Origin of the sequence: Shewanella sp. MTB7 (genome assembly GCF_027571385.1) — a bacterium.
Taxonomy (GTDB): Bacteria; Pseudomonadota; Gammaproteobacteria; order Enterobacterales; family Shewanellaceae; genus Shewanella.
The window spans coordinates 6,227,415-6,244,092 of the sequence record NZ_CP085636.1; the positions used below are offsets into that span (position 1 = coordinate 6,227,415).

The window sequence follows — 16,678 nt, forward strand, 5'->3', positions numbered from 1 at the left end:
AGTGTTGATAGAATATTTCGATAGCCGAAATAAACGGAGCCTGAGAGGATAAATACCAAACTGACGTCATGCAATATTAGCCATAGATACTAGATGCTATTGGCATTGAGATCTACAACCGAGATTAAGTACTTCAACATATAGGTAGCCGTATAACTCAACATGATTAGACTTATTTCGGCTAATAAAATACCAACAGCAAGCGCTGGCAGATATCTAATTAATGCCCCTACTCTCATTCCTATGCTTCCCCAAAAACCATTGTCTGTAGATGGCTATTCTAAGCTTAAATCTCTAACAATAGAAAATCATCAGACTTTTTGTCCTCCTTCAACAGTGGTTAGATTCATGAATGCTACTGGAGCGTTTACGTTTGCGAGTCCCACCGATTGAGCATTGTTGTTTCCACTGAGCAATAAAAACAGAACAAAATACATCTACTAAAATATCCATATACCCTCTGCGAAATTGATTAATTTTGGTAGAAAAGCCTGATCACAAAGAGGACGATTAACTCAATTTTTTTCTTGAGCTAACAAATGAGGGGCAGTGAACTCAACCAATAAATACCCCTTTTTATTTATTCCACGGATCATTACCGTTACCATATTGCCTTGTTTTGATTTGGCATGTAAAACATTGCCATAACAGTCACCGTGCAAAATACACTGATATGTTGAGAAACTTCCTAATTGTAAGCTAACGTACTCATAATCATTAGAAGTCAAATACTCTTTGATCTCCTTCTCAATATCCTTAAGTTCTGTACTTTCTAATTTATATGTTTCTGAAGATATTCTAATTAAACTGAGTCCTGATTCAACACTTCCTTTGAGGAAGCATTTTAGGGCTTTAGTGTTATTTCCTGGTAAATTATTAGTTAATACAGTGACAGTGTTTCCATTTATATTGATATCCCCATACGCAGACAAATCCGCTCCCCATGTCAAACCAAATGGAGCTTTTGCTAAAGATATCGATGAATAAAAAATAAGTATTAAGATAATTATTCTCATTCTCACCCCCTGTTAAACATCTTATTTCAGTCTTAGTTTATTTATCAAAATAATATCCCTGAAAAAAATCAAAAGGTAAAAGTCTTACTAATAGATATTCATTTTCTGTCTCAATTTTTTCTGCGATAAGCTTCGCCCCATCTTGTTTGAGAGAGTACAAGCCATCTAAGAATTTATTATAATTTCTATCTAACCCAAGGAGTATCTCAGTCATATCAACCTTTACATACGTGTAGTCTTTGATATATTGATGGGTAACTTTTGAAAAACAATAATCGTCAGCAGCAAATATAATATCTTCAAGCAAAAGTCGAGTAAAAGTTTTCCTAATTAACTTATCTGAATACTCAAACCGCTCTGTTATTTCGAATACGACTTCAACCCCTAAAGACAACAGTTTGTTACGACATAATAGCAATTTCTCAACCATGTAGTTGTTAGTGAGTATGTAGCGCTCAACATTTACAAATATAGTATCAACAAACATACAGCTTGTGAGTGATTTGTTAATCAAGTTGGTTATCTGCTTTTCCAGTATTTTACTACCTTCAGTAAAGTTTAGTCTCAAAAAATACTCTTCAACAGTAAGTCCATTCAATCTGGTTGGTCGAGTTAGTAACTCATACGCAAATACAACTCCATCTCTATTCACAATACTCTGGACGACAAAATAATGTGAGCAAGAGTCAGAGTTATTACACTCACCTTGAAAAAAACAATCCTCTTTATATTTACAGCTCTTACGGTTCGAAATACCAAACATTGAATTGCCTTCTAACCCTAACATTACTCTAGCATCCATATTAATACCTGTGCACGCAAATAAATTCAACTACAATATATTTTCGTGACAATTGACAATTACAATAAAACAACTTTCAAATACAATTAATGAAAACCATAAAATAAACAAATATAAATGAGAGCAATCATCAAACTCTTACTATTATTTATTCACATGAATCCAACTGATACATTATATTCTCGATAAATGAACTTACATCAGGAGGAACATCATTATTCATATAGTTAAGATAAATAGATTGTTCCCATATCCCTGCTGCCAAAGATTGAACCAGCTGACCAGATGAAATTAGATTCTGTACACTTTTCAAGGGTAAATATGCTCCCCCTCTATTCTTTATCATATAATTTAGTGCAATATTACTTGAAGATGTTCTTAAACATGGTATCACCGGTCCCCCCAACAAACTTGATTGAGCGACAGCAAATTGTGGTCCCCAGTCTACATAAATGTATCGACATAAAGAATCCTCTTTCCAATTAACTGTATGTACTAATCCAATATTTATTTTTGATACTTTAGTACTCGAAACACCTGCCGCGATTACCGGTTCTAAAGTAAATGCCAAGTCCAAAGTATTATTTAACAAATTTTCTCTAATTTGGTCTCTACTCTGAAAATCAGCGATAAAGCTATGCTTCTCAAAATTTTTAGTTGCATAACTTAAAAAATCATTCAAGTAAGCATCCCAGACGTTTGGTGTTCCAGCTAACTTTATCTGAAGATCTACTCCGCTTGTAAGTGATAGTTCTAATTTAGATCTTATTGAAGTATTGGTTATTAATTCAGCATACCCAACCAATCGTTCCCCTGTGGATGTTAGACTTATGTTGTTCCTGTCGCGTGTCAATAATTTAGTGTCGTAATAACTCTCCAGTATTTTAATACGTGAACTCACCGTAGATTGACTTATATAGAGTTTCTCTCCAGCCCTTCCAAAGTGACGAGTTTTCACAACTTCAAGGAACGTTTGAAAAAATTTAATATCCATAAATAGCCCTTTCCCCTAATGATACTAATACAAGTACATACGCATAATATTTTCAATCATTAGAAAATGTCAGAACCTTGGCGAGATACAATTACACCAAACTCACTTTTTTGTTCAAAAACACCCCATGCAAATGTTATATGGTGACCTTATATAATACCTCTGCTTAATTGTAACCATTGTGTATTACTTTTATATAAACAAAAAACTATTGTAAAAACCAGTCACAACTCATTCTAAACTCAAATCATCAAAACTCAAAACATACATTGATGAGATTTTTCGTTCATTATCATTAGAGTTTTGCATTAAAGTACAGCTATCAGCACGGATACTAATTTTATTCAGTATGTTTAATAACTGACTATTAATTATTTCTCTTTCATAACGACAATAATATATCTGTCTGAAACCTCTCTTAAACATCACTCGATGAATGCCTCTGATTGTTATATCAAGAAGTACATTAGCAATAATTAGCCAACATATTCCACGGATGCATTTACAATGTTTAATGCATCTCAAGTTAATTATCATACACATGTTATTTCTATAAAATCTTAATTACTCTACATATATACATGAATAATTATACTGGACAATAATATTAATGAAATTCATCGATTGTATTACCATTCATTGCAGTCAATAGATTTTCTACTTGTACGAGTATGCCTATCATTCCTCTTAAATGAGACAAAGCTCTGAAGGAATATCAGAAACCCGCAGAGGATAAATCTGGACTTTACATATACAGAAGTAGCTTCGCTGGTCAGGCTTTGAAAACAATGTAGATATTCAAATTGAAGCTGGCGAAGGGTATTTTGTTGAACAGTATATAAAGCTGGGCGTATTTGTAGATGGAGTAGCACTAGAAAAAGTTGCTAGCCAAAAAAGGGATGAAGAACGTTTTGGCATCTAAATTAACCAAAGAGACAGATAAGGACATTTACCTTAAAAAAACTGAAACAAACTAGCCGACATTTGGAAGCAACGGCTTAAAAGTATCTCTTTTTCTTAATTTTCCGGATTATGCCGGCATTTTTAGTTAGTTTTGTGCCAACTGCCCTTGCAGCCAGCTGCGCACTTTGACGATGCCGGGCTCGGCTAATCGCTGGCGATGGCAACTAAAGAGGAATTCAAAGCCAGTGTGGATATCTGGCCAGGGTAAGGCTACGAGTCGCCCCTGTTCGATATCTTGTTCCACCATAAAGTCTGAGGCCAAGGTAATACCTAAACCAGCAATTGCCGCTTCAATCGCCAACAGCACATGGCTGACCACCTGGTGAGTAGCACCTTGATCAAAATCGATTTGATTGCGCTCACACCAGCGTGGCCAATCAAGCCCCAACGGCCCCTCATCGACAATAAGCAACATATATTGCTGAAAATTTGCCAGCTCCATTGGCGAGTGTTGTTCGGCATAACTTGGGCTACAAACAGGGATAAGACGCTCCTGTAGCAAACACTCCTGATGAAATCCTCGGGGTACCTTTTGGCCAGTAATTAAGATATCGCAATCGAGTCCTACGAGCTCCGGATCTTGGCTGACCATCTCTAAACGCAGTTTCACCTCTGGGTGGTGTCGTTTAAAGTCCCCAAGTCGTGGGATCAACCATTTAACGGCGAACGAACTATAAACCACTAAGGTCAAGTCCTGACTAGGTACACCTTGTGCCTGTTGACAGAGATTAGAAAGTTCATTGAACTCCAGCTCAAGGCCTTTGGCCAATTGCGCCCCCTTGGCAGTTAGCGTCAATTGACGACGACTACGATCAAACAGGTGAGTGCCAAAATATTGTTCAAGTAAGCGAACTTGATGGGATACCGCACTCTGGCTAATACATAGTTCAGCACCAGCTTGGGAGAAGTGTTGTAATCTAGCCGCGGCTTCAAATACTTGTAGCGCTCTAAGGGGAGGTAGCTTTCTCATCTAAACGTCATCTCATTATCAACTTAACCTCATCTAAGAGATACCTTATATGAATTTAACTCATGAGTTGACAAAAAACATCATTTTTAGCCTTAAGCTGTGCTCGGTATCATAGTGACCTAATCTTTGATGAGCGTTAACCATGAAAAACAAGGTACAGCTGGGTTTACTATTACTGATCGCAGGGAATCTATTCAGCGCTTTGTATGATGTCAGTATTAAGTGGCTACCAAGTGATACTAATGCCACCACATTTCTATTAGTGAGACAAATTACTTCGATCTTTATCCTCGCCCCTCTATGGTTCTGGGTAGGAAAGCCTCAGCCTGAGCGTTGGGGGATTCACTTTTGGCGAGCGAATATTGGAGCTGTAGGTGCACTAGGTCTAATCATAGGTTTAATGGCATTGCCACTGGCCAGTGTTAGCGCGCTATTTTATACCGCGCCTTTAATGATCATGGTGCTAGGTTATCTCTTTTTAAAAGAGCGAGTCACACCAGGACAATGGTTATGTGCAGTATTGGGAATGATGGGGGTACTATTAATTTTAAAACCAGGTTCCATGGCATTGGCAGGGGGAGCCGTGCTATTTAGCGCGTTAACCTTTGCGATCTGTCAGTTGAGCTTGCGTAAACTGTCTTTCAACGACCACCCGATTCTGCCTTTAATGCTCTATAACCTATTAGCTTTACCTCTAGCGATGATAATGGCTGGGATTCAAGGCGTAGTAGGATTAAGTTGGCAGCTATTGATCGTCGCCTTGATCAGCAATGTCTGTTTATTGGTGTATCACTGGTTTTGTGTTCTAGCTTATCGTCAAGCTCAAGCAGGAGAGATTGCCATTGCTGAATATTCAGGCTTACTGTTTATTGTCTTTATGGGCTGGTTACTCTTCGATGAGTGGTTAGATAACTTAGCCTGGATTGGCGCAGCCTTAGTCGTGTTACCTTCACTACTATTACCCCAAGTTAAAAAGCTACGACAGCACTTGAAAGGTAAGACAGTAAATGATGTGTGTAACGATATAAAAATTGCTGACTAAAATTTAGGACTCTGAGATACGACAAGTCACAGGCATTTTAAAATGCCTGTGACTTCAGATACATATTGTAAACGTGAAATATGGGGTTAAAGCCAGTGACGAGCTACTCTGCGACAGTAACGCTGCTCGAAACTAAATGGGCTCATCTTAAGGGTACGAACGGCATCAATCCAGCCAACAATCATGGGTACTAGCGTCCAGCTAAAGACTAAATATAAACAGCCCTTTACGTATTGACCTAAATAGAACTTATGCAAGCCTAAGCCACCAAATAAAAAGCCAAACCAAACCGTAAGGTTCTGATTTTTAATATGAACGTGTGGATCTACGCCAGCAAGTGCCTCTAAGCCTTGGGCCGCATGACATTGGGGGCAAGTGACGACATTAAGATCAATCGTATGGCTGCATTGTGGGCAATCTATGTTTTTCACTGTTAACTCCAAAGTCATTATTACTGATGACTTATTATGCGTACAAGTGTGCGCTGAAATATAGAGTTATAGTTCACATAATTAAAATAAACAGCAAAAGCATATCTCTTATCTTTGCTGGCACTAGCACCAAATTTAATCCACAAATAGTCCCATTAGAAATGGTCTATGCTAAATACCTTACGTAACAGTTGGACCTGTCTACGACTCACATCAATCTCTTGTCCATTACACATATGCACTTGTAGACTCCCAGATGCCATCCCCTCCTCAATTTTTTTGATTTGATCAACACGCACAATATCGCTACGACTGGCTTTAAAAAAAAGAGTCGGATCGAGTCTTTTCTCAACTTTAGACAAGGAGATATGAAGATAGGACTTTCCAGAGTCAGAATAAACAGCAACATGATTCCCCAAAGATTCAAAACGAAAAATCTCATTAATTCTGACAATTTTATAATCAGAGCCAAATTTAAGCAGCAGACCATGATTATCCGGTAAAAACTGAGAATGGTCAGACTCAGTTTCATCATGGGTCTCTTGTATAAGACGCACTTTATTCAGAACCGCTTCGAGTCGATCAGGCATTATAGGTTTAACAATGTAATCAAAAGCATTCAACTCAAAGGCATCAACTGCATGCTCACTAAAGGCAGTACAAAATACTAGTTGAAACTGCTGAGATTGGGCCTGTTTCGCAAACCCAAGTCCATCCATCTCTGGCATCTGTATATCAACAAAGACTAAATCAACCGCTGTTTTTTTTAATATTTCAAGCGCCTGATAACCCTCTTCAGCCTCACCAACAATCTCAATGTCAGCATGCTTACTTAGCAGTCGGGTGAGCTCAATGCGAGCTAAATATTCATCATCAACGATTAACACTTTTAGCATAGGGAAGCTCCATTGAAACCGTAAAAAGCTTATTATCTAACGCACTTGAAAACGTATATTGCCTAGCAAACATCAATTCAAGTCGCTTTTTGATGTTATGTAATCCAACTCGAGTACCTGGCTGGTTTTTGGGGGAGTGAACAGTATTCGTCACGGATAATCGCCACATATTGGCTGTCACAACCTGACTTTCTATACAGATAAAGCCAGGCTTACTACTGGTTGCAATACCATGTTTAATAGCATTCTCAGCTAACGTCAACAAGGTCAATGTCGGAATTGATTCTCGTAAAGTACTCTCATCAAGATCGACGATTAACTCTAATCTTTTATCAAAACGAACTTTTTCAATAGATAGATATTTAGAGGTCAGTAACCAGTCTTGTTCTAGCGTTGACTGAATTTTAATTTGTGATTGCATCTGACTTCGTAATAAATCAGATAAAAGAGTAAGTACTTCAGCAGCTTTTTCTTGATCTGCAAAAATTAATGCTCTAATACTATTTAACGTGTTAAACAGAAAATGTGGGCTTAATTGATTGGTCAACTGTTGAATTTGACTCTCATTAACCTGTACCTGCAACTCTTTCTTATTTTTATGGAAATGCCAGACTAGATAAGCAACACTCCATAAAAACAGAGTCGCAAATGATTCTAAAGTGCCAATAATAGCAATGGCTAACAAGGTCACTTCTCCACCTATCTTGCCCTTTTGGGTAACGACTTGGATCTGACTGATGTCAGTACCTTTTAAGAAGCTCATCTGTCCCATACTGTAAGAGAGTAGAAAATAGATAAAAGAGATAAAGGCGACATACAACAAGCCTTTCAATGTACTGCGTATATCTACACTTGAACCAATCAAGTTCATTCTTAGATAGGGTCGAATCAAACAGTGACATACCCCAACTAATAACGCTGCTTCTAAAAACGAGCGAAGAATAATATCATTATAATGACGCTCTGGAACCTCTATTAATGAGAGCATCACAGACCAAGTCAAAATAAAATGCAGCCAAAACATAATAAGCATGGCTGCACGGTAGCTTTTACTTGTATTACGGCTATTTAAATAGAAATTGAAGAGCCACGTCGACTCAACAGCACTACTCATAGCGTAAGGCATCAATAGGATCCAGTTTTGACGCTTTAATTGCAGGAGCAATACCAAAAACAACACCGATGGTTGCACTAAAACCAAGCGCAAGCCAAATCGCCCATGTCGGCACTGCTACAGAACCGATAACAGGCATAAACATAAAAACAACTCCCGCTAAAAGGTAACCTAATAAAATACCAATCACTCCACCGAAAAGCGCTAAGATACTGGCCTCAATTAAAAATTGAGTCAGAATAGTTCTGGAAGTAGCCCCTAAGGCCTTTGCTATCCCAATTTCTTTTGTTCTCTCTGTTACAGAGACAAGCATGATGTTCATAATCCCTATGCCACCAACAATTAAACTAATACCAACAACTCCAGCTGCAACATAGGTAATAGAGTCAGTAATATCACTAAACTGTTTACGTGTTTTTGCTGCAGTTTCAAATTCAAAAAAATCTTGTTCAGATTCGGTTAATCGATATTTCTTTCTTAATATGTTACGAATTCTGTCATTTAATAGCGTTAAGTCGACACCAGATTCTGGGCGAAAAATAATATCAATGTTATTGGTGCGATCGGTTCCATTTAATGAACGTATTGTACTGAAAGGCGCGATAATATAGTTATCTTGATCGAATCCGAATAAACTTCCTCGGGTCTCAGCAACACCGATAACTTTAAACCACTCTTCCCCCAATAATATAAACTCACCCACGGGGTGAAGTGGAAGGTTTAACTTTTTTAACACAGAACTACCTACAAATACAACACGCCGACGTTTTGCATCATCAATATTGGAAAGGAAACGACCTTCAACAGGAAATATATTAACCACATTTTGATAATCACTTTCAGTGCCTATCACTTGAGTATGAGTGCTATATTGACCAAAGCGAGCTTCAGAACCAAAACTAAATGCGCGCATTTTTGCCACAATATCTTTAATTCCCAATATCTTACTTTTAATTAATAGGTAATCATCATAAGTAAGTTGGTTAGTCACACCTAACATCTCCAACTCTGTATTGGTATGAGCTTTTATCGTAACCATGTCACTGCCTAAGTCTTTAAGCTGATTATCGACTCCTTGACTCAATCCCTCCATGATGGAAACCACGGTAATGACAGATGCAACACCAATAATAATACCTAGGGTCGTCAGGGCACTTCTAAAACTATGAGCAAAAATAGACTCTACCGCGGCAACAGAACCTTCATAGGCGCTATGGAATATTCGATTTAACATGCTAGCCCCCAATTGACTCTTTCCTTGGAAACATCGGACGCCAGCAACCCATCGACTAACCTAATCTCTCGTTGACAATGATCTGCAATATCTTGTTCATGTGTAACTAATACAACCGTCTGTCCCTGCTCATGCAGTTGGTCAAAAAGAGCCATGATCTCATGAGTTGTCTTACTATCTAAATTTCCAGTCGGTTCATCGCCTAATAATATCTCAGGCTCGGTGACCAATGCCCTGGCGATAGCAACTCTCTGTCTCTGACCTCCTGACAACTGACTAGGAAGAGAGTCGATTTTATCACCAAGCCCCACCTTTTCTAGCGAATTCAATGCCCGACGCTTTCGCTCAGCTGATGACATAGAGCGATATTTTAATGGGTGAATAACATTTTGTAGAACACTCTGGCGAGGTAACAAATTAAAACTTTGGAAAATGAACCCTATTGAATAATTTCTAACATGAGCCAATTGATCCTCATCATAATTAGCCACATCTTGGTTATTCAACTGATATGCGCCAGCTGTAGGGGTAGATAAGCAACCAAGAATATTCATCAAGGTTGACTTTCCCGACCCCGAAGGGCCTGTAATAGCAACAAACTCATTATTCGTGATGGTAAGATCAATCTCTTGCAATGCCATATATCCTTCATCACCGATTTGATAGGTTTTGCTTACGCCTCTTAGTTCTATTATGGGGTTAGATTGATGCATGATAGCTCTCCTTATGCTCCACCTCAGTACCATTCTTCAATGCTTTCACTTGACGACTAGGCCCAACAATGACCAACTCCTTATGAGCCAGACCAGACAAAACTATCTGCTCAGTGTCCGTAGACAAACCAAGCTGTATATCACGTTTGACAGCTTTATTGTCTTCAACAACCCAAACAAAATTGACCCCATCAAGCTGTTTTACTGCCGCTATTGGTATGATTAATTCAATACCGGAGCGAGCCAAAACAATCTCAGCACGACAGCTCATTCCGGGGTACACAAGTTGTCCCTTCTGAAGAGTCACCTCAACCTTGTAGTAGAGTCCTTTGTTGACGCTATCCTTTTTTGCCGAAGTGCTGATAGAGGATATTTGGCCCAAGGACGCTATTTGTGGTGTTGCAGCAGCAAAAATTTCAACTTCCTGACCAATCTCAATGTTGGAAACATCGGCTTCATCAACTCGGATCTGAGCAACATAAGAGTCGACATCTGCCAAGGTCATTAAAGGGCTACCAACAATGTTGGTTGTACCAACTATCACCGTTTCCCCCTCTTTTATATCAACCGTGGAAATCAACCCATCTATTGCAGCAAGAAAACGAGATTGATCTAAACGGTTCTGGCTTTGAGCTAAGATAGCTTTATATTGTTCTAGTCCCTGTATTGCGGCTTTCACATTAATCCTCGCCACTTTTAATTGACTCTGTAACTGTGCAGCAGTGTCCTGATCAGTTAGCCCTTGACCCAGCAACTTCAGGTACTGTCCTGCTCGACGAGCGGCTTCATTGGCTATTTCCTCTAATCGTTGAATCTCAATTAACTGAATTTCAACAGCGGCGTGAGATCTACGAACTTCAGCAATAAAGATCTTTGGATCCAGCTCCATAAGCAGTTCGCCTTTCTTTACAAGCTGCCCTTCCTTTACATAAACACGGTTAACAATCCCTGTAACTTCAGATCGTATTTGGATTTCACTAGCAAACCTTAAATTACCTGATGCCAAAATTGTTTCATTAATTTGATCTTCTGAAACAACATGGGTATCAACAGTAACGCCATCGGATATCGATTTCTCTTTACTAATAAAAATCAAAAGAGAGACGCTCAGTAAAACAAAAGTAAATGACAATATTTTTTTCATCTTAAACTCCAAGCTCCCATTAAGAAGCACACTATATAAACAACAGCCAAGTACCAAAAAAAACCACATATGGAAAAATAGAGATAAATGTCGCCATTGCCAATTTCATGTTAAAACACTTTCTAAGACCTAGAATCGAAATGACTATCGACCAAACCAAGAACAAGTTCAAAGATGTATACAATCCGTATGCAGTATCTGTCACACTCTGATTGGAAAATAACTGCTCAAAAGAGGCATAGTGAATTAACGAAAGAGGTAGATCCGATGCTGAAGAGCTCAAAAAAAGAAAGGAGAACCCGGCATAGTTGACGATCCAAGGTAATTGGCACCACGAGATAAAATAAAACCAATCTCTAAAGGTAAACCTGCTCATGCCAATACTGGAAATCTTACCTAAAAGAGTAAATAAAAGACTTAAGCCGATAACAGTGAAAAGGTGACCAACAATAGTCACACCGCCCATGAAGACCCAAGTATACGGTAACGTTTTCGCCATCATCTCAAGTGCAATCTCTCGTTCCTGAATACTCAAATCACCAACTTGAGCCAGCTGTTGTGCTAACAACCATTCATCTGACATACCACCAAAAAATAGATAGTAACTAGCCAAAATCAATGCAAACAGAATCACTAGAACAATACTGCTTTGCCGCTGGTTATATTCAAATCTTTCAAATAAAGCACTCGGAGCAACAAATGCGTCCAGTACTGTGTTCACTGCTGTAACGGTTGTCATAACAATTCTCTCTCAACTAAAAGGACATAAAGGCAAAATAACAACAATTAACTCACACTATCCCTGAAAAGTGATAAGCGGTGACTTAAAGTGATTTTCGGTAAATTTTTACTTGGCGGGGGATTCGAAGATAAACAAACAGAAGAGGAGTAATTTCAATGCGCATTAACTACATGCACTAATGATAAGAAAATGGATGACATGACTGGTGATGCAGGAAGTTAATAAGCGCCTAAATGGTATAAAATAAACTTAAACGCTTACTAAGAATATATAATCAAAATTTCACCTTATCTCGGCCTGAAATAGCCCACACTAAAATACCAAACCAAACAATCCAAGAGATGCCAGCTGGAATGTTGGCAGCCATAATCTTGCCTTTATGTTGACGGTTAAGCAGTACAGCTATAATTGATGGCAAAAAGTAGATAGCGAAAAGTAGTGGTAACAATAAAACCATTTTCCCTGAACCTAAATTTGAAATAAACATAATAGTATCCTCTTATAGTAATGATATTAATTAAACTAAACCTAACCTTGATTGATGTTGGCGACTAAGTTCAGAGACAAGTTTAGAGTTTGATTTAATGCCTAAAGACTCTAACAACTCTGACTTTTTATCTGCATATTGTTCAACGGACACTAATGCTTTTATAGCTCTAAACCTATCCTCTTCAATGCAAGTGCTTCTTGCATAACGTTCCATAAACTCACGGCTTCTATCATTCCTCATCTCAGCGATAAGGTGCAGAATAGGCTCAACAGACGAATTAGATGTAACTGTACTACTTGCTATTTTTGTACAGCTCTCATTAAACACATATTGCGGGCGCAAATGGGAGAACATTGTTGATGGCATAATATTTAAAGAAACAGACAACTCATCTGCTGGTAGTTGATTATGTACATCGGTATAAGCTCGATATAGCATCACCTCACCTTCCGTTAAATTCTTTCGTTCAATAAAACGTAAGTCTACTGGTTCACCAGGATAGCCAACGACATCATAAAAATCATATTCGTAATAATCACTGGCATAACCTGGTCCTGTGTAACCCGAAGTCAAAAAACTGAAATTATGATCATGTGGCACATTGTAGAAGAAGGACTTTTCACCCGATGTTGTGAGTAGCGGATCATGTTTTGCCAACCAGATGTTCGCTCTCATAAAGAAATTAACACCTTTACTCGCAGGCTTTAGCATAATGACCTGTGGAGTATATTTATTAGTTTGCTTCTGAACATCACAATGCTTCTCAAGCTCTGATATTAAAATTTCCGGTAAAAAGTTTTTGTTATTGTTCAATTTTTTTAAAAGTGGAGCCACTGTTTGAAAACTTTCGTTATCTGCAGAGTCAAACTTACTTTCAACGAGCTGTTCATAGCAGTCTTCTAACTCAATTGACTCTGTAATATCATTCAAATCAAATTTTAACGGCATGACAATATTCCTTATGTTTGTTGGTGTAGAGTAGAGAAACACGCTAATAAAATGTTTATCTGTCAAATTGGATTAACTAAAGACTATCAATCATTTCTGACATCGATTGTTGAAAAGTGAAAATCGGTCTATTTAAAGGATTTCCGGCAAACAATTTGATTAAAAATGATTATGATGCCTTTTTTAACAGTTGAGCCTGTACCAGCTCCCAGGTTTGTTCTGCTGCATAGCGAACTTCTTCATGAGCATCAAAATTAGCCATATACTCTAATTCATCTAAAACCATCAATGCATCAAGTCCGAGTAATTGCTGCATTGCATACCAACGAATGTAATGTTGCTCATGCGATAGGAACTTTTTAATTGTAGGAATCGCTTTAATACAGTTCATTGCTTTTAAAAGTGAAATATGTAATTGCACTCTTGAATCAACTTCATCTGAAGGGTTTTGAAATTTCAGTTGATAATCATAAGCTGAAAACATTAAACTTAATGGAGACTTGTTTTCCTTCAATTCCAAAGATATAGCAATTGCATTATCACTTGAAGATTCGAACATATAAGTTTCATTCCACTTCTTATAGATAAGGTCGCCATCATTAACTTTGGTTTCACCGGTAGATTTACACTTAGCCTCTTGCAAGTTTTCAATTGGAACTTCATGAGTCCAGTTTGATATACTCATATTGCCGGACTTTATAAAATAAGTTATTGTTTCTCTTCCATAGAACGAAATCCCTCTTTCTTTAAGATTTATTTTACTTTGAGATTTATATTTATTAAGCAAGCTACTGTTTATTATATCAATACTCAAATCAAAACAATCATTACTATCTAGGATTATTCTTTGAGCAAAAAAGGTGGAGTGACCAACTATTGGATATACATAAAAGTCATCAGCCTTCATGTTACTCATCCCTTCCAACAATATACTATTTATAACATCTTGAGCATTACCTTCTATAATACTTGATATCCTACCAATATCGATTACATCAACATCAAACATAGTTTCTTTTAACTTTTGTACAAGCTCAAATTTCAGGTTGGTTTTCCGACTCTCCTCCATACGACTAACCGTATTACTCCAGCTTGAAGGGTTACTTATAAAGCTCTCTATTTTCTGGTTAAACTTCATCTTATCTCTTCCTTGTAAGTAATATTAGGGAGGGGGGAGCCAACTTGCCTACACCGAATAAAGCAAGTCAGCGACCCATTTCGCCATTAATGTACGATCAATACAACCATAATACCGATACAAATTGGACCACCAACGACTTGTAGTTGAGATGTTCCAGCCACACCAAATTGTGATTTCAATTCTACTGTTTTTTCAATTTTCATTTTACACCTCTTAATTATTCTATTAGTGCATTATCAATACAACCATAATACCGATACAAATTGGACCACCGACTACTTGTAATTGAGATGTTCCCGCCACACCAAACTGTGATTTTAATTCTACTGTTTTTTCAATTTTCATTTTACACCTCTTAATTAATCTACGCTTGAATTAATATAACCATTACACCGATACAGATTGGGCCACCGACCACTTGCAGTTGAGATGTTCCAGCCACACCAAATTGTGATTTCAACTCTACTGTTTTTTCAATTTTCATTTTATAACTCCTTATATTAAAAAATTATTTATTTTCTATTATATTAAGCTTTCGCTTGAGTTACATAATATGAACTAACTAACTTTATTTAATTAAAATATGATAAACGGTAAAAAAAAGTGATTAACGGTTAAAGTAGCTTTTCAAAGAGCTTAACGTTGTCAGATATAGACATAATTCACTAGCAATGGCGGAGGTTTCAGCTTAGGATCTTAACAGTGCAAATGTGAGCACTTAACAGAAACAGATTGTGGAGTAAGCAAACATCATGGGTATCCGAGCCATAGTTGTAGACACAGCAGGTACAACAACCGACCTTAACTTTATTAAGGACACGCTTTTTGCTTATTCAGTTAAGGCTTTACCCGACTTTTTAAAAGAAAACCAGTCTAATGTTTTAGTCGACAACTGCATCTGTGATGTTAGAGATATCGCTCTGGAGCCTGACGCTGATTTGGATCGTGTGGTTGAGATCCTGCAACAGTGGGTAGAAGAGGATCGTAAAGCAACGCCATTAAAAACACTTCAAGGCTTAATCTGGAAACAAGGGTACGCCCGTGGCGAATTTACTGGCCATATCTTCCCTGACTTCATCGAAGCCATTGAGCGTATCAAACAAAGCAATATGCGCATCTATAGCTTCTCATCTGGTTCTGCAGAAGCGCAAAAATTACTGTTTAGCCACAGTGATGGTGGAGATTTAACCCCCTACTTTGACGGTCATTTCGATACTCGTACCGGCAATAAATTGTTTAAACAGGCTTACTGCAACATAATCAACACCATCAGCTTAGCACCTAAACAAGTGCTGTTTATCTCTGATGTAGTAGAAGAGCTAAAAGCCGCAGAAGAAGCTGGAATGCGTACTCTGCAAATGGTTAGAAGCCCAGAACAACGTACCGGTAACTATAAGCAGATAAGCAGCTTTGAAGAGTTGACGTTCTGACAGTGAAATGAATAACCATTGAAGTAATTTAAGGCATTCTAAATAGAGTGCCTTTTTTATGCCTGTTGTAACCCAACTTGTTGACACTAACTCATGCTGTTATGCTAAATTCAGTAAAACACATGTTTGAATACCGACGAAACAGGCGAGAAATTACCATGGAAAGCTTTATCAAGGAATACCCCATCTATACTGAGATACCTGTCGCTTGGGGAGAGATGGATGCCCTGCAGCACGTCAACAATGTGGTCTACTTCCGCTATTTCGAATCTGCGCGCATAGATTTCTTTACTCAGATAGGTCTTTTCAGTGAATTACAAACTGCCAATATAGGCCCAGTATTAGCCGATAATCACGCTCGCTATAAATGCCCAGTCACCTATCCTGATACCTTGCTCGTGGGTGTCACTATCAGCGACGTGCAAGCTGATCGCTTTATGATGCACTACACGGTTTTTAGCAAGACTCAGCAGGCCGTCACCACCTTGGGCAGCTCACTTGTGGTCATGTTTGATTTCAAAACAGGCAAGAAATCTAAGTTAAGTGGCCAGCTGTTAGACGCACTAAAAAGCCATGAGCAGCAAAACTAGGCTATTTAATCAACCAAA

The 16,678-nt window shown here is 38.0% G+C and carries 18 protein-coding genes; 3 read left to right on the forward strand and 15 right to left on the reverse strand.

The features are described 5' to 3' along the window. Nucleotides 1-89: 89 nt before the first annotated feature. The 5 genes from HWQ47_RS27275 to HWQ47_RS27300 form a co-directional block, all read right to left on the reverse strand. A complete protein-coding gene (locus HWQ47_RS27275) occupies nucleotides 90-239 on the reverse strand; it encodes a hypothetical protein (RefSeq protein ID WP_269969060.1) in 150 nt (49 codons plus the stop codon). Between the two features lie 276 nt (nucleotides 240-515). Further along, nucleotides 516-1,016: a hypothetical protein gene (locus HWQ47_RS27285; protein ID WP_269969061.1), complete on the reverse strand. Its 501-nt coding sequence runs from the start codon at nucleotides 1,014-1,016 to the stop codon at nucleotides 516-518. Nucleotides 1,017-1,053: 37 nt separating this feature from the next. Continuing rightward, nucleotides 1,054-1,818, reverse strand: coding sequence for an EAL domain-containing protein (locus tag HWQ47_RS27290; RefSeq protein WP_269969062.1), 765 nt, complete (start codon nucleotides 1,816-1,818; stop codon nucleotides 1,054-1,056). Nucleotides 1,819-1,966: 148 nt separating this feature from the next. Then, nucleotides 1,967-2,812, reverse strand: coding sequence for a LysR family transcriptional regulator (locus HWQ47_RS27295; RefSeq protein ID WP_269969063.1), 846 nt, complete (start codon nucleotides 2,810-2,812; stop codon nucleotides 1,967-1,969). A 1,048-nt stretch (nucleotides 2,813-3,860) separates the two neighbouring features. After that, a complete protein-coding gene (locus HWQ47_RS27300; protein ID WP_269969064.1) occupies nucleotides 3,861-4,745 on the reverse strand; it encodes a LysR substrate-binding domain-containing protein in 885 nt (294 codons plus the stop codon). A 142-nt stretch (nucleotides 4,746-4,887) separates the two neighbouring features. Between HWQ47_RS27300 and HWQ47_RS27305 the strand changes: the two genes are divergently transcribed. Then, nucleotides 4,888-5,787, forward strand: coding sequence for a DMT family transporter (locus tag HWQ47_RS27305; protein ID WP_269969065.1), 900 nt, complete (start codon nucleotides 4,888-4,890; stop codon nucleotides 5,785-5,787). An 86-nt stretch (nucleotides 5,788-5,873) separates the two neighbouring features. Here HWQ47_RS27305 and HWQ47_RS27310 read toward each other — a convergent pair whose 3' ends face one another. The 10 genes from HWQ47_RS27310 to HWQ47_RS27355 form a co-directional block, all read right to left on the reverse strand. Beyond that, nucleotides 5,874-6,218, reverse strand: a complete 345-nt coding sequence (locus HWQ47_RS27310; RefSeq protein WP_269969066.1) for a TM2 domain-containing protein — start codon at nucleotides 6,216-6,218, stop codon at nucleotides 5,874-5,876. A 155-nt stretch (nucleotides 6,219-6,373) separates the two neighbouring features. Then, a complete protein-coding gene (locus HWQ47_RS27315) occupies nucleotides 6,374-7,114 on the reverse strand; it encodes a LytR/AlgR family response regulator transcription factor (protein ID WP_269969067.1) in 741 nt (246 codons plus the stop codon). Beyond that, nucleotides 7,092-8,240: a sensor histidine kinase gene (locus tag HWQ47_RS27320; protein ID WP_269969068.1), complete on the reverse strand. Its 1,149-nt coding sequence runs from the start codon at nucleotides 8,238-8,240 to the stop codon at nucleotides 7,092-7,094. Before HWQ47_RS27320 ends, HWQ47_RS27315 begins: the two co-directional genes overlap by 23 nt. Next, the gene (locus tag HWQ47_RS27325; RefSeq protein WP_269969069.1) at nucleotides 8,221-9,462 is read right to left on the reverse strand and encodes an ABC transporter permease; all 1,242 of its coding nucleotides are present in this window, start codon (nucleotides 9,460-9,462) and stop codon (nucleotides 8,221-8,223) included. Before HWQ47_RS27325 ends, HWQ47_RS27320 begins: the two co-directional genes overlap by 20 nt. Next, nucleotides 9,456-10,175 carry an ABC transporter ATP-binding protein gene (locus tag HWQ47_RS27330; RefSeq protein ID WP_269969070.1) on the reverse strand — a complete coding sequence of 240 codons (720 nt, stop codon included), beginning with the start codon at nucleotides 10,173-10,175 and terminating at the stop codon, nucleotides 9,456-9,458. The genes HWQ47_RS27325 and HWQ47_RS27330 overlap by 7 nt, the downstream gene beginning before the upstream one ends. Beyond that, the gene (locus tag HWQ47_RS27335; RefSeq protein ID WP_269969071.1) at nucleotides 10,162-11,319 is read right to left on the reverse strand and encodes an efflux RND transporter periplasmic adaptor subunit; all 1,158 of its coding nucleotides are present in this window, start codon (nucleotides 11,317-11,319) and stop codon (nucleotides 10,162-10,164) included. Before HWQ47_RS27335 ends, HWQ47_RS27330 begins: the two co-directional genes overlap by 14 nt. Nucleotides 11,320-11,350: 31 nt before the next feature. After that, nucleotides 11,351-12,058: a YIP1 family protein gene (locus tag HWQ47_RS27340; RefSeq protein ID WP_269969072.1), complete on the reverse strand. Its 708-nt coding sequence runs from the start codon at nucleotides 12,056-12,058 to the stop codon at nucleotides 11,351-11,353. Between the two features lie 277 nt (nucleotides 12,059-12,335). Next, nucleotides 12,336-12,548, reverse strand: coding sequence for a superinfection immunity protein (locus tag HWQ47_RS27345; protein WP_269969073.1), 213 nt, complete (start codon nucleotides 12,546-12,548; stop codon nucleotides 12,336-12,338). 30 nt (nucleotides 12,549-12,578) lie between these two features. After that, nucleotides 12,579-13,499 (reverse strand): hypothetical protein, encoded by a 921-nt coding sequence (locus HWQ47_RS27350; RefSeq protein ID WP_269969074.1) that lies wholly within the window; start codon nucleotides 13,497-13,499, stop codon nucleotides 12,579-12,581. Between the two features lie 169 nt (nucleotides 13,500-13,668). Further along, nucleotides 13,669-14,637 (reverse strand): hypothetical protein, encoded by a 969-nt coding sequence (locus HWQ47_RS27355; protein ID WP_269969075.1) that lies wholly within the window; start codon nucleotides 14,635-14,637, stop codon nucleotides 13,669-13,671. A 755-nt stretch (nucleotides 14,638-15,392) separates the two neighbouring features. On the opposite strand from HWQ47_RS27355, the gene mtnC reads away from it, so the two are divergent. Together mtnC and HWQ47_RS27365 are read left to right on the forward strand one after the other, a co-directional pair. Beyond that, the gene (gene mtnC, locus HWQ47_RS27360) at nucleotides 15,393-16,070 is read left to right on the forward strand and encodes an acireductone synthase (RefSeq protein ID WP_269969076.1); all 678 of its coding nucleotides are present in this window, start codon (nucleotides 15,393-15,395) and stop codon (nucleotides 16,068-16,070) included. A 158-nt stretch (nucleotides 16,071-16,228) separates the two neighbouring features. After that, the gene (locus HWQ47_RS27365; RefSeq protein WP_269969077.1) at nucleotides 16,229-16,660 is read left to right on the forward strand and encodes an acyl-CoA thioesterase; all 432 of its coding nucleotides are present in this window, start codon (nucleotides 16,229-16,231) and stop codon (nucleotides 16,658-16,660) included. Nucleotides 16,661-16,678 lie beyond the last annotated feature (18 nt).

Excerpts from the sequence above, each read along its gene's own strand:
- HWQ47_RS27275 (WP_269969060.1), bottom strand. The coding sequence starts at position 239 with ATGAGAGTAGGGGCATTAATTAGATATCTGCCAGCGCTTGCTGTTGGT.
- HWQ47_RS27355 (WP_269969075.1), bottom strand. The coding sequence starts at position 14,637 with ATGAAGTTTAACCAGAAAATAGAGAGCTTTATAAGTAACCCTTCAAGC.
- HWQ47_RS27350 (WP_269969074.1), bottom strand. The coding sequence starts at position 13,499 with ATGCCGTTAAAATTTGATTTGAATGATATTACAGAGTCAATTGAGTTA.
- mtnC (WP_269969076.1), top strand. The coding sequence starts at position 15,393 with ATGGGTATCCGAGCCATAGTTGTAGACACAGCAGGTACAACAACCGAC.
- HWQ47_RS27365 (WP_269969077.1), top strand. The coding sequence starts at position 16,229 with ATGGAAAGCTTTATCAAGGAATACCCCATCTATACTGAGATACCTGTC.
- HWQ47_RS27315 (WP_269969067.1), bottom strand. The coding sequence starts at position 7,114 with ATGCTAAAAGTGTTAATCGTTGATGATGAATATTTAGCTCGCATTGAG.
- HWQ47_RS27295 (WP_269969063.1), bottom strand. The coding sequence starts at position 2,812 with ATGGATATTAAATTTTTTCAAACGTTCCTTGAAGTTGTGAAAACTCGT.
- HWQ47_RS27340 (WP_269969072.1), bottom strand. The coding sequence starts at position 12,058 with ATGACAACCGTTACAGCAGTGAACACAGTACTGGACGCATTTGTTGCT.
- HWQ47_RS27335 (WP_269969071.1), bottom strand. The coding sequence starts at position 11,319 with ATGAAAAAAATATTGTCATTTACTTTTGTTTTACTGAGCGTCTCTCTT.
- HWQ47_RS27325 (WP_269969069.1), bottom strand. The coding sequence starts at position 9,462 with ATGTTAAATCGAATATTCCATAGCGCCTATGAAGGTTCTGTTGCCGCG.
- HWQ47_RS27320 (WP_269969068.1), bottom strand. The coding sequence starts at position 8,240 with ATGCCTTACGCTATGAGTAGTGCTGTTGAGTCGACGTGGCTCTTCAAT.
- HWQ47_RS27330 (WP_269969070.1), bottom strand. The coding sequence starts at position 10,175 with ATGCATCAATCTAACCCCATAATAGAACTAAGAGGCGTAAGCAAAACC.
- HWQ47_RS27305 (WP_269969065.1), top strand. The coding sequence starts at position 4,888 with ATGAAAAACAAGGTACAGCTGGGTTTACTATTACTGATCGCAGGGAAT.
- HWQ47_RS27290 (WP_269969062.1), bottom strand. The coding sequence starts at position 1,818 with ATGGATGCTAGAGTAATGTTAGGGTTAGAAGGCAATTCAATGTTTGGT.
- HWQ47_RS27285 (WP_269969061.1), bottom strand. The coding sequence starts at position 1,016 with ATGAGAATAATTATCTTAATACTTATTTTTTATTCATCGATATCTTTA.
- HWQ47_RS27345 (WP_269969073.1), bottom strand. The coding sequence starts at position 12,548 with ATGTTTATTTCAAATTTAGGTTCAGGGAAAATGGTTTTATTGTTACCA.
- HWQ47_RS27300 (WP_269969064.1), bottom strand. The coding sequence starts at position 4,745 with ATGAGAAAGCTACCTCCCCTTAGAGCGCTACAAGTATTTGAAGCCGCG.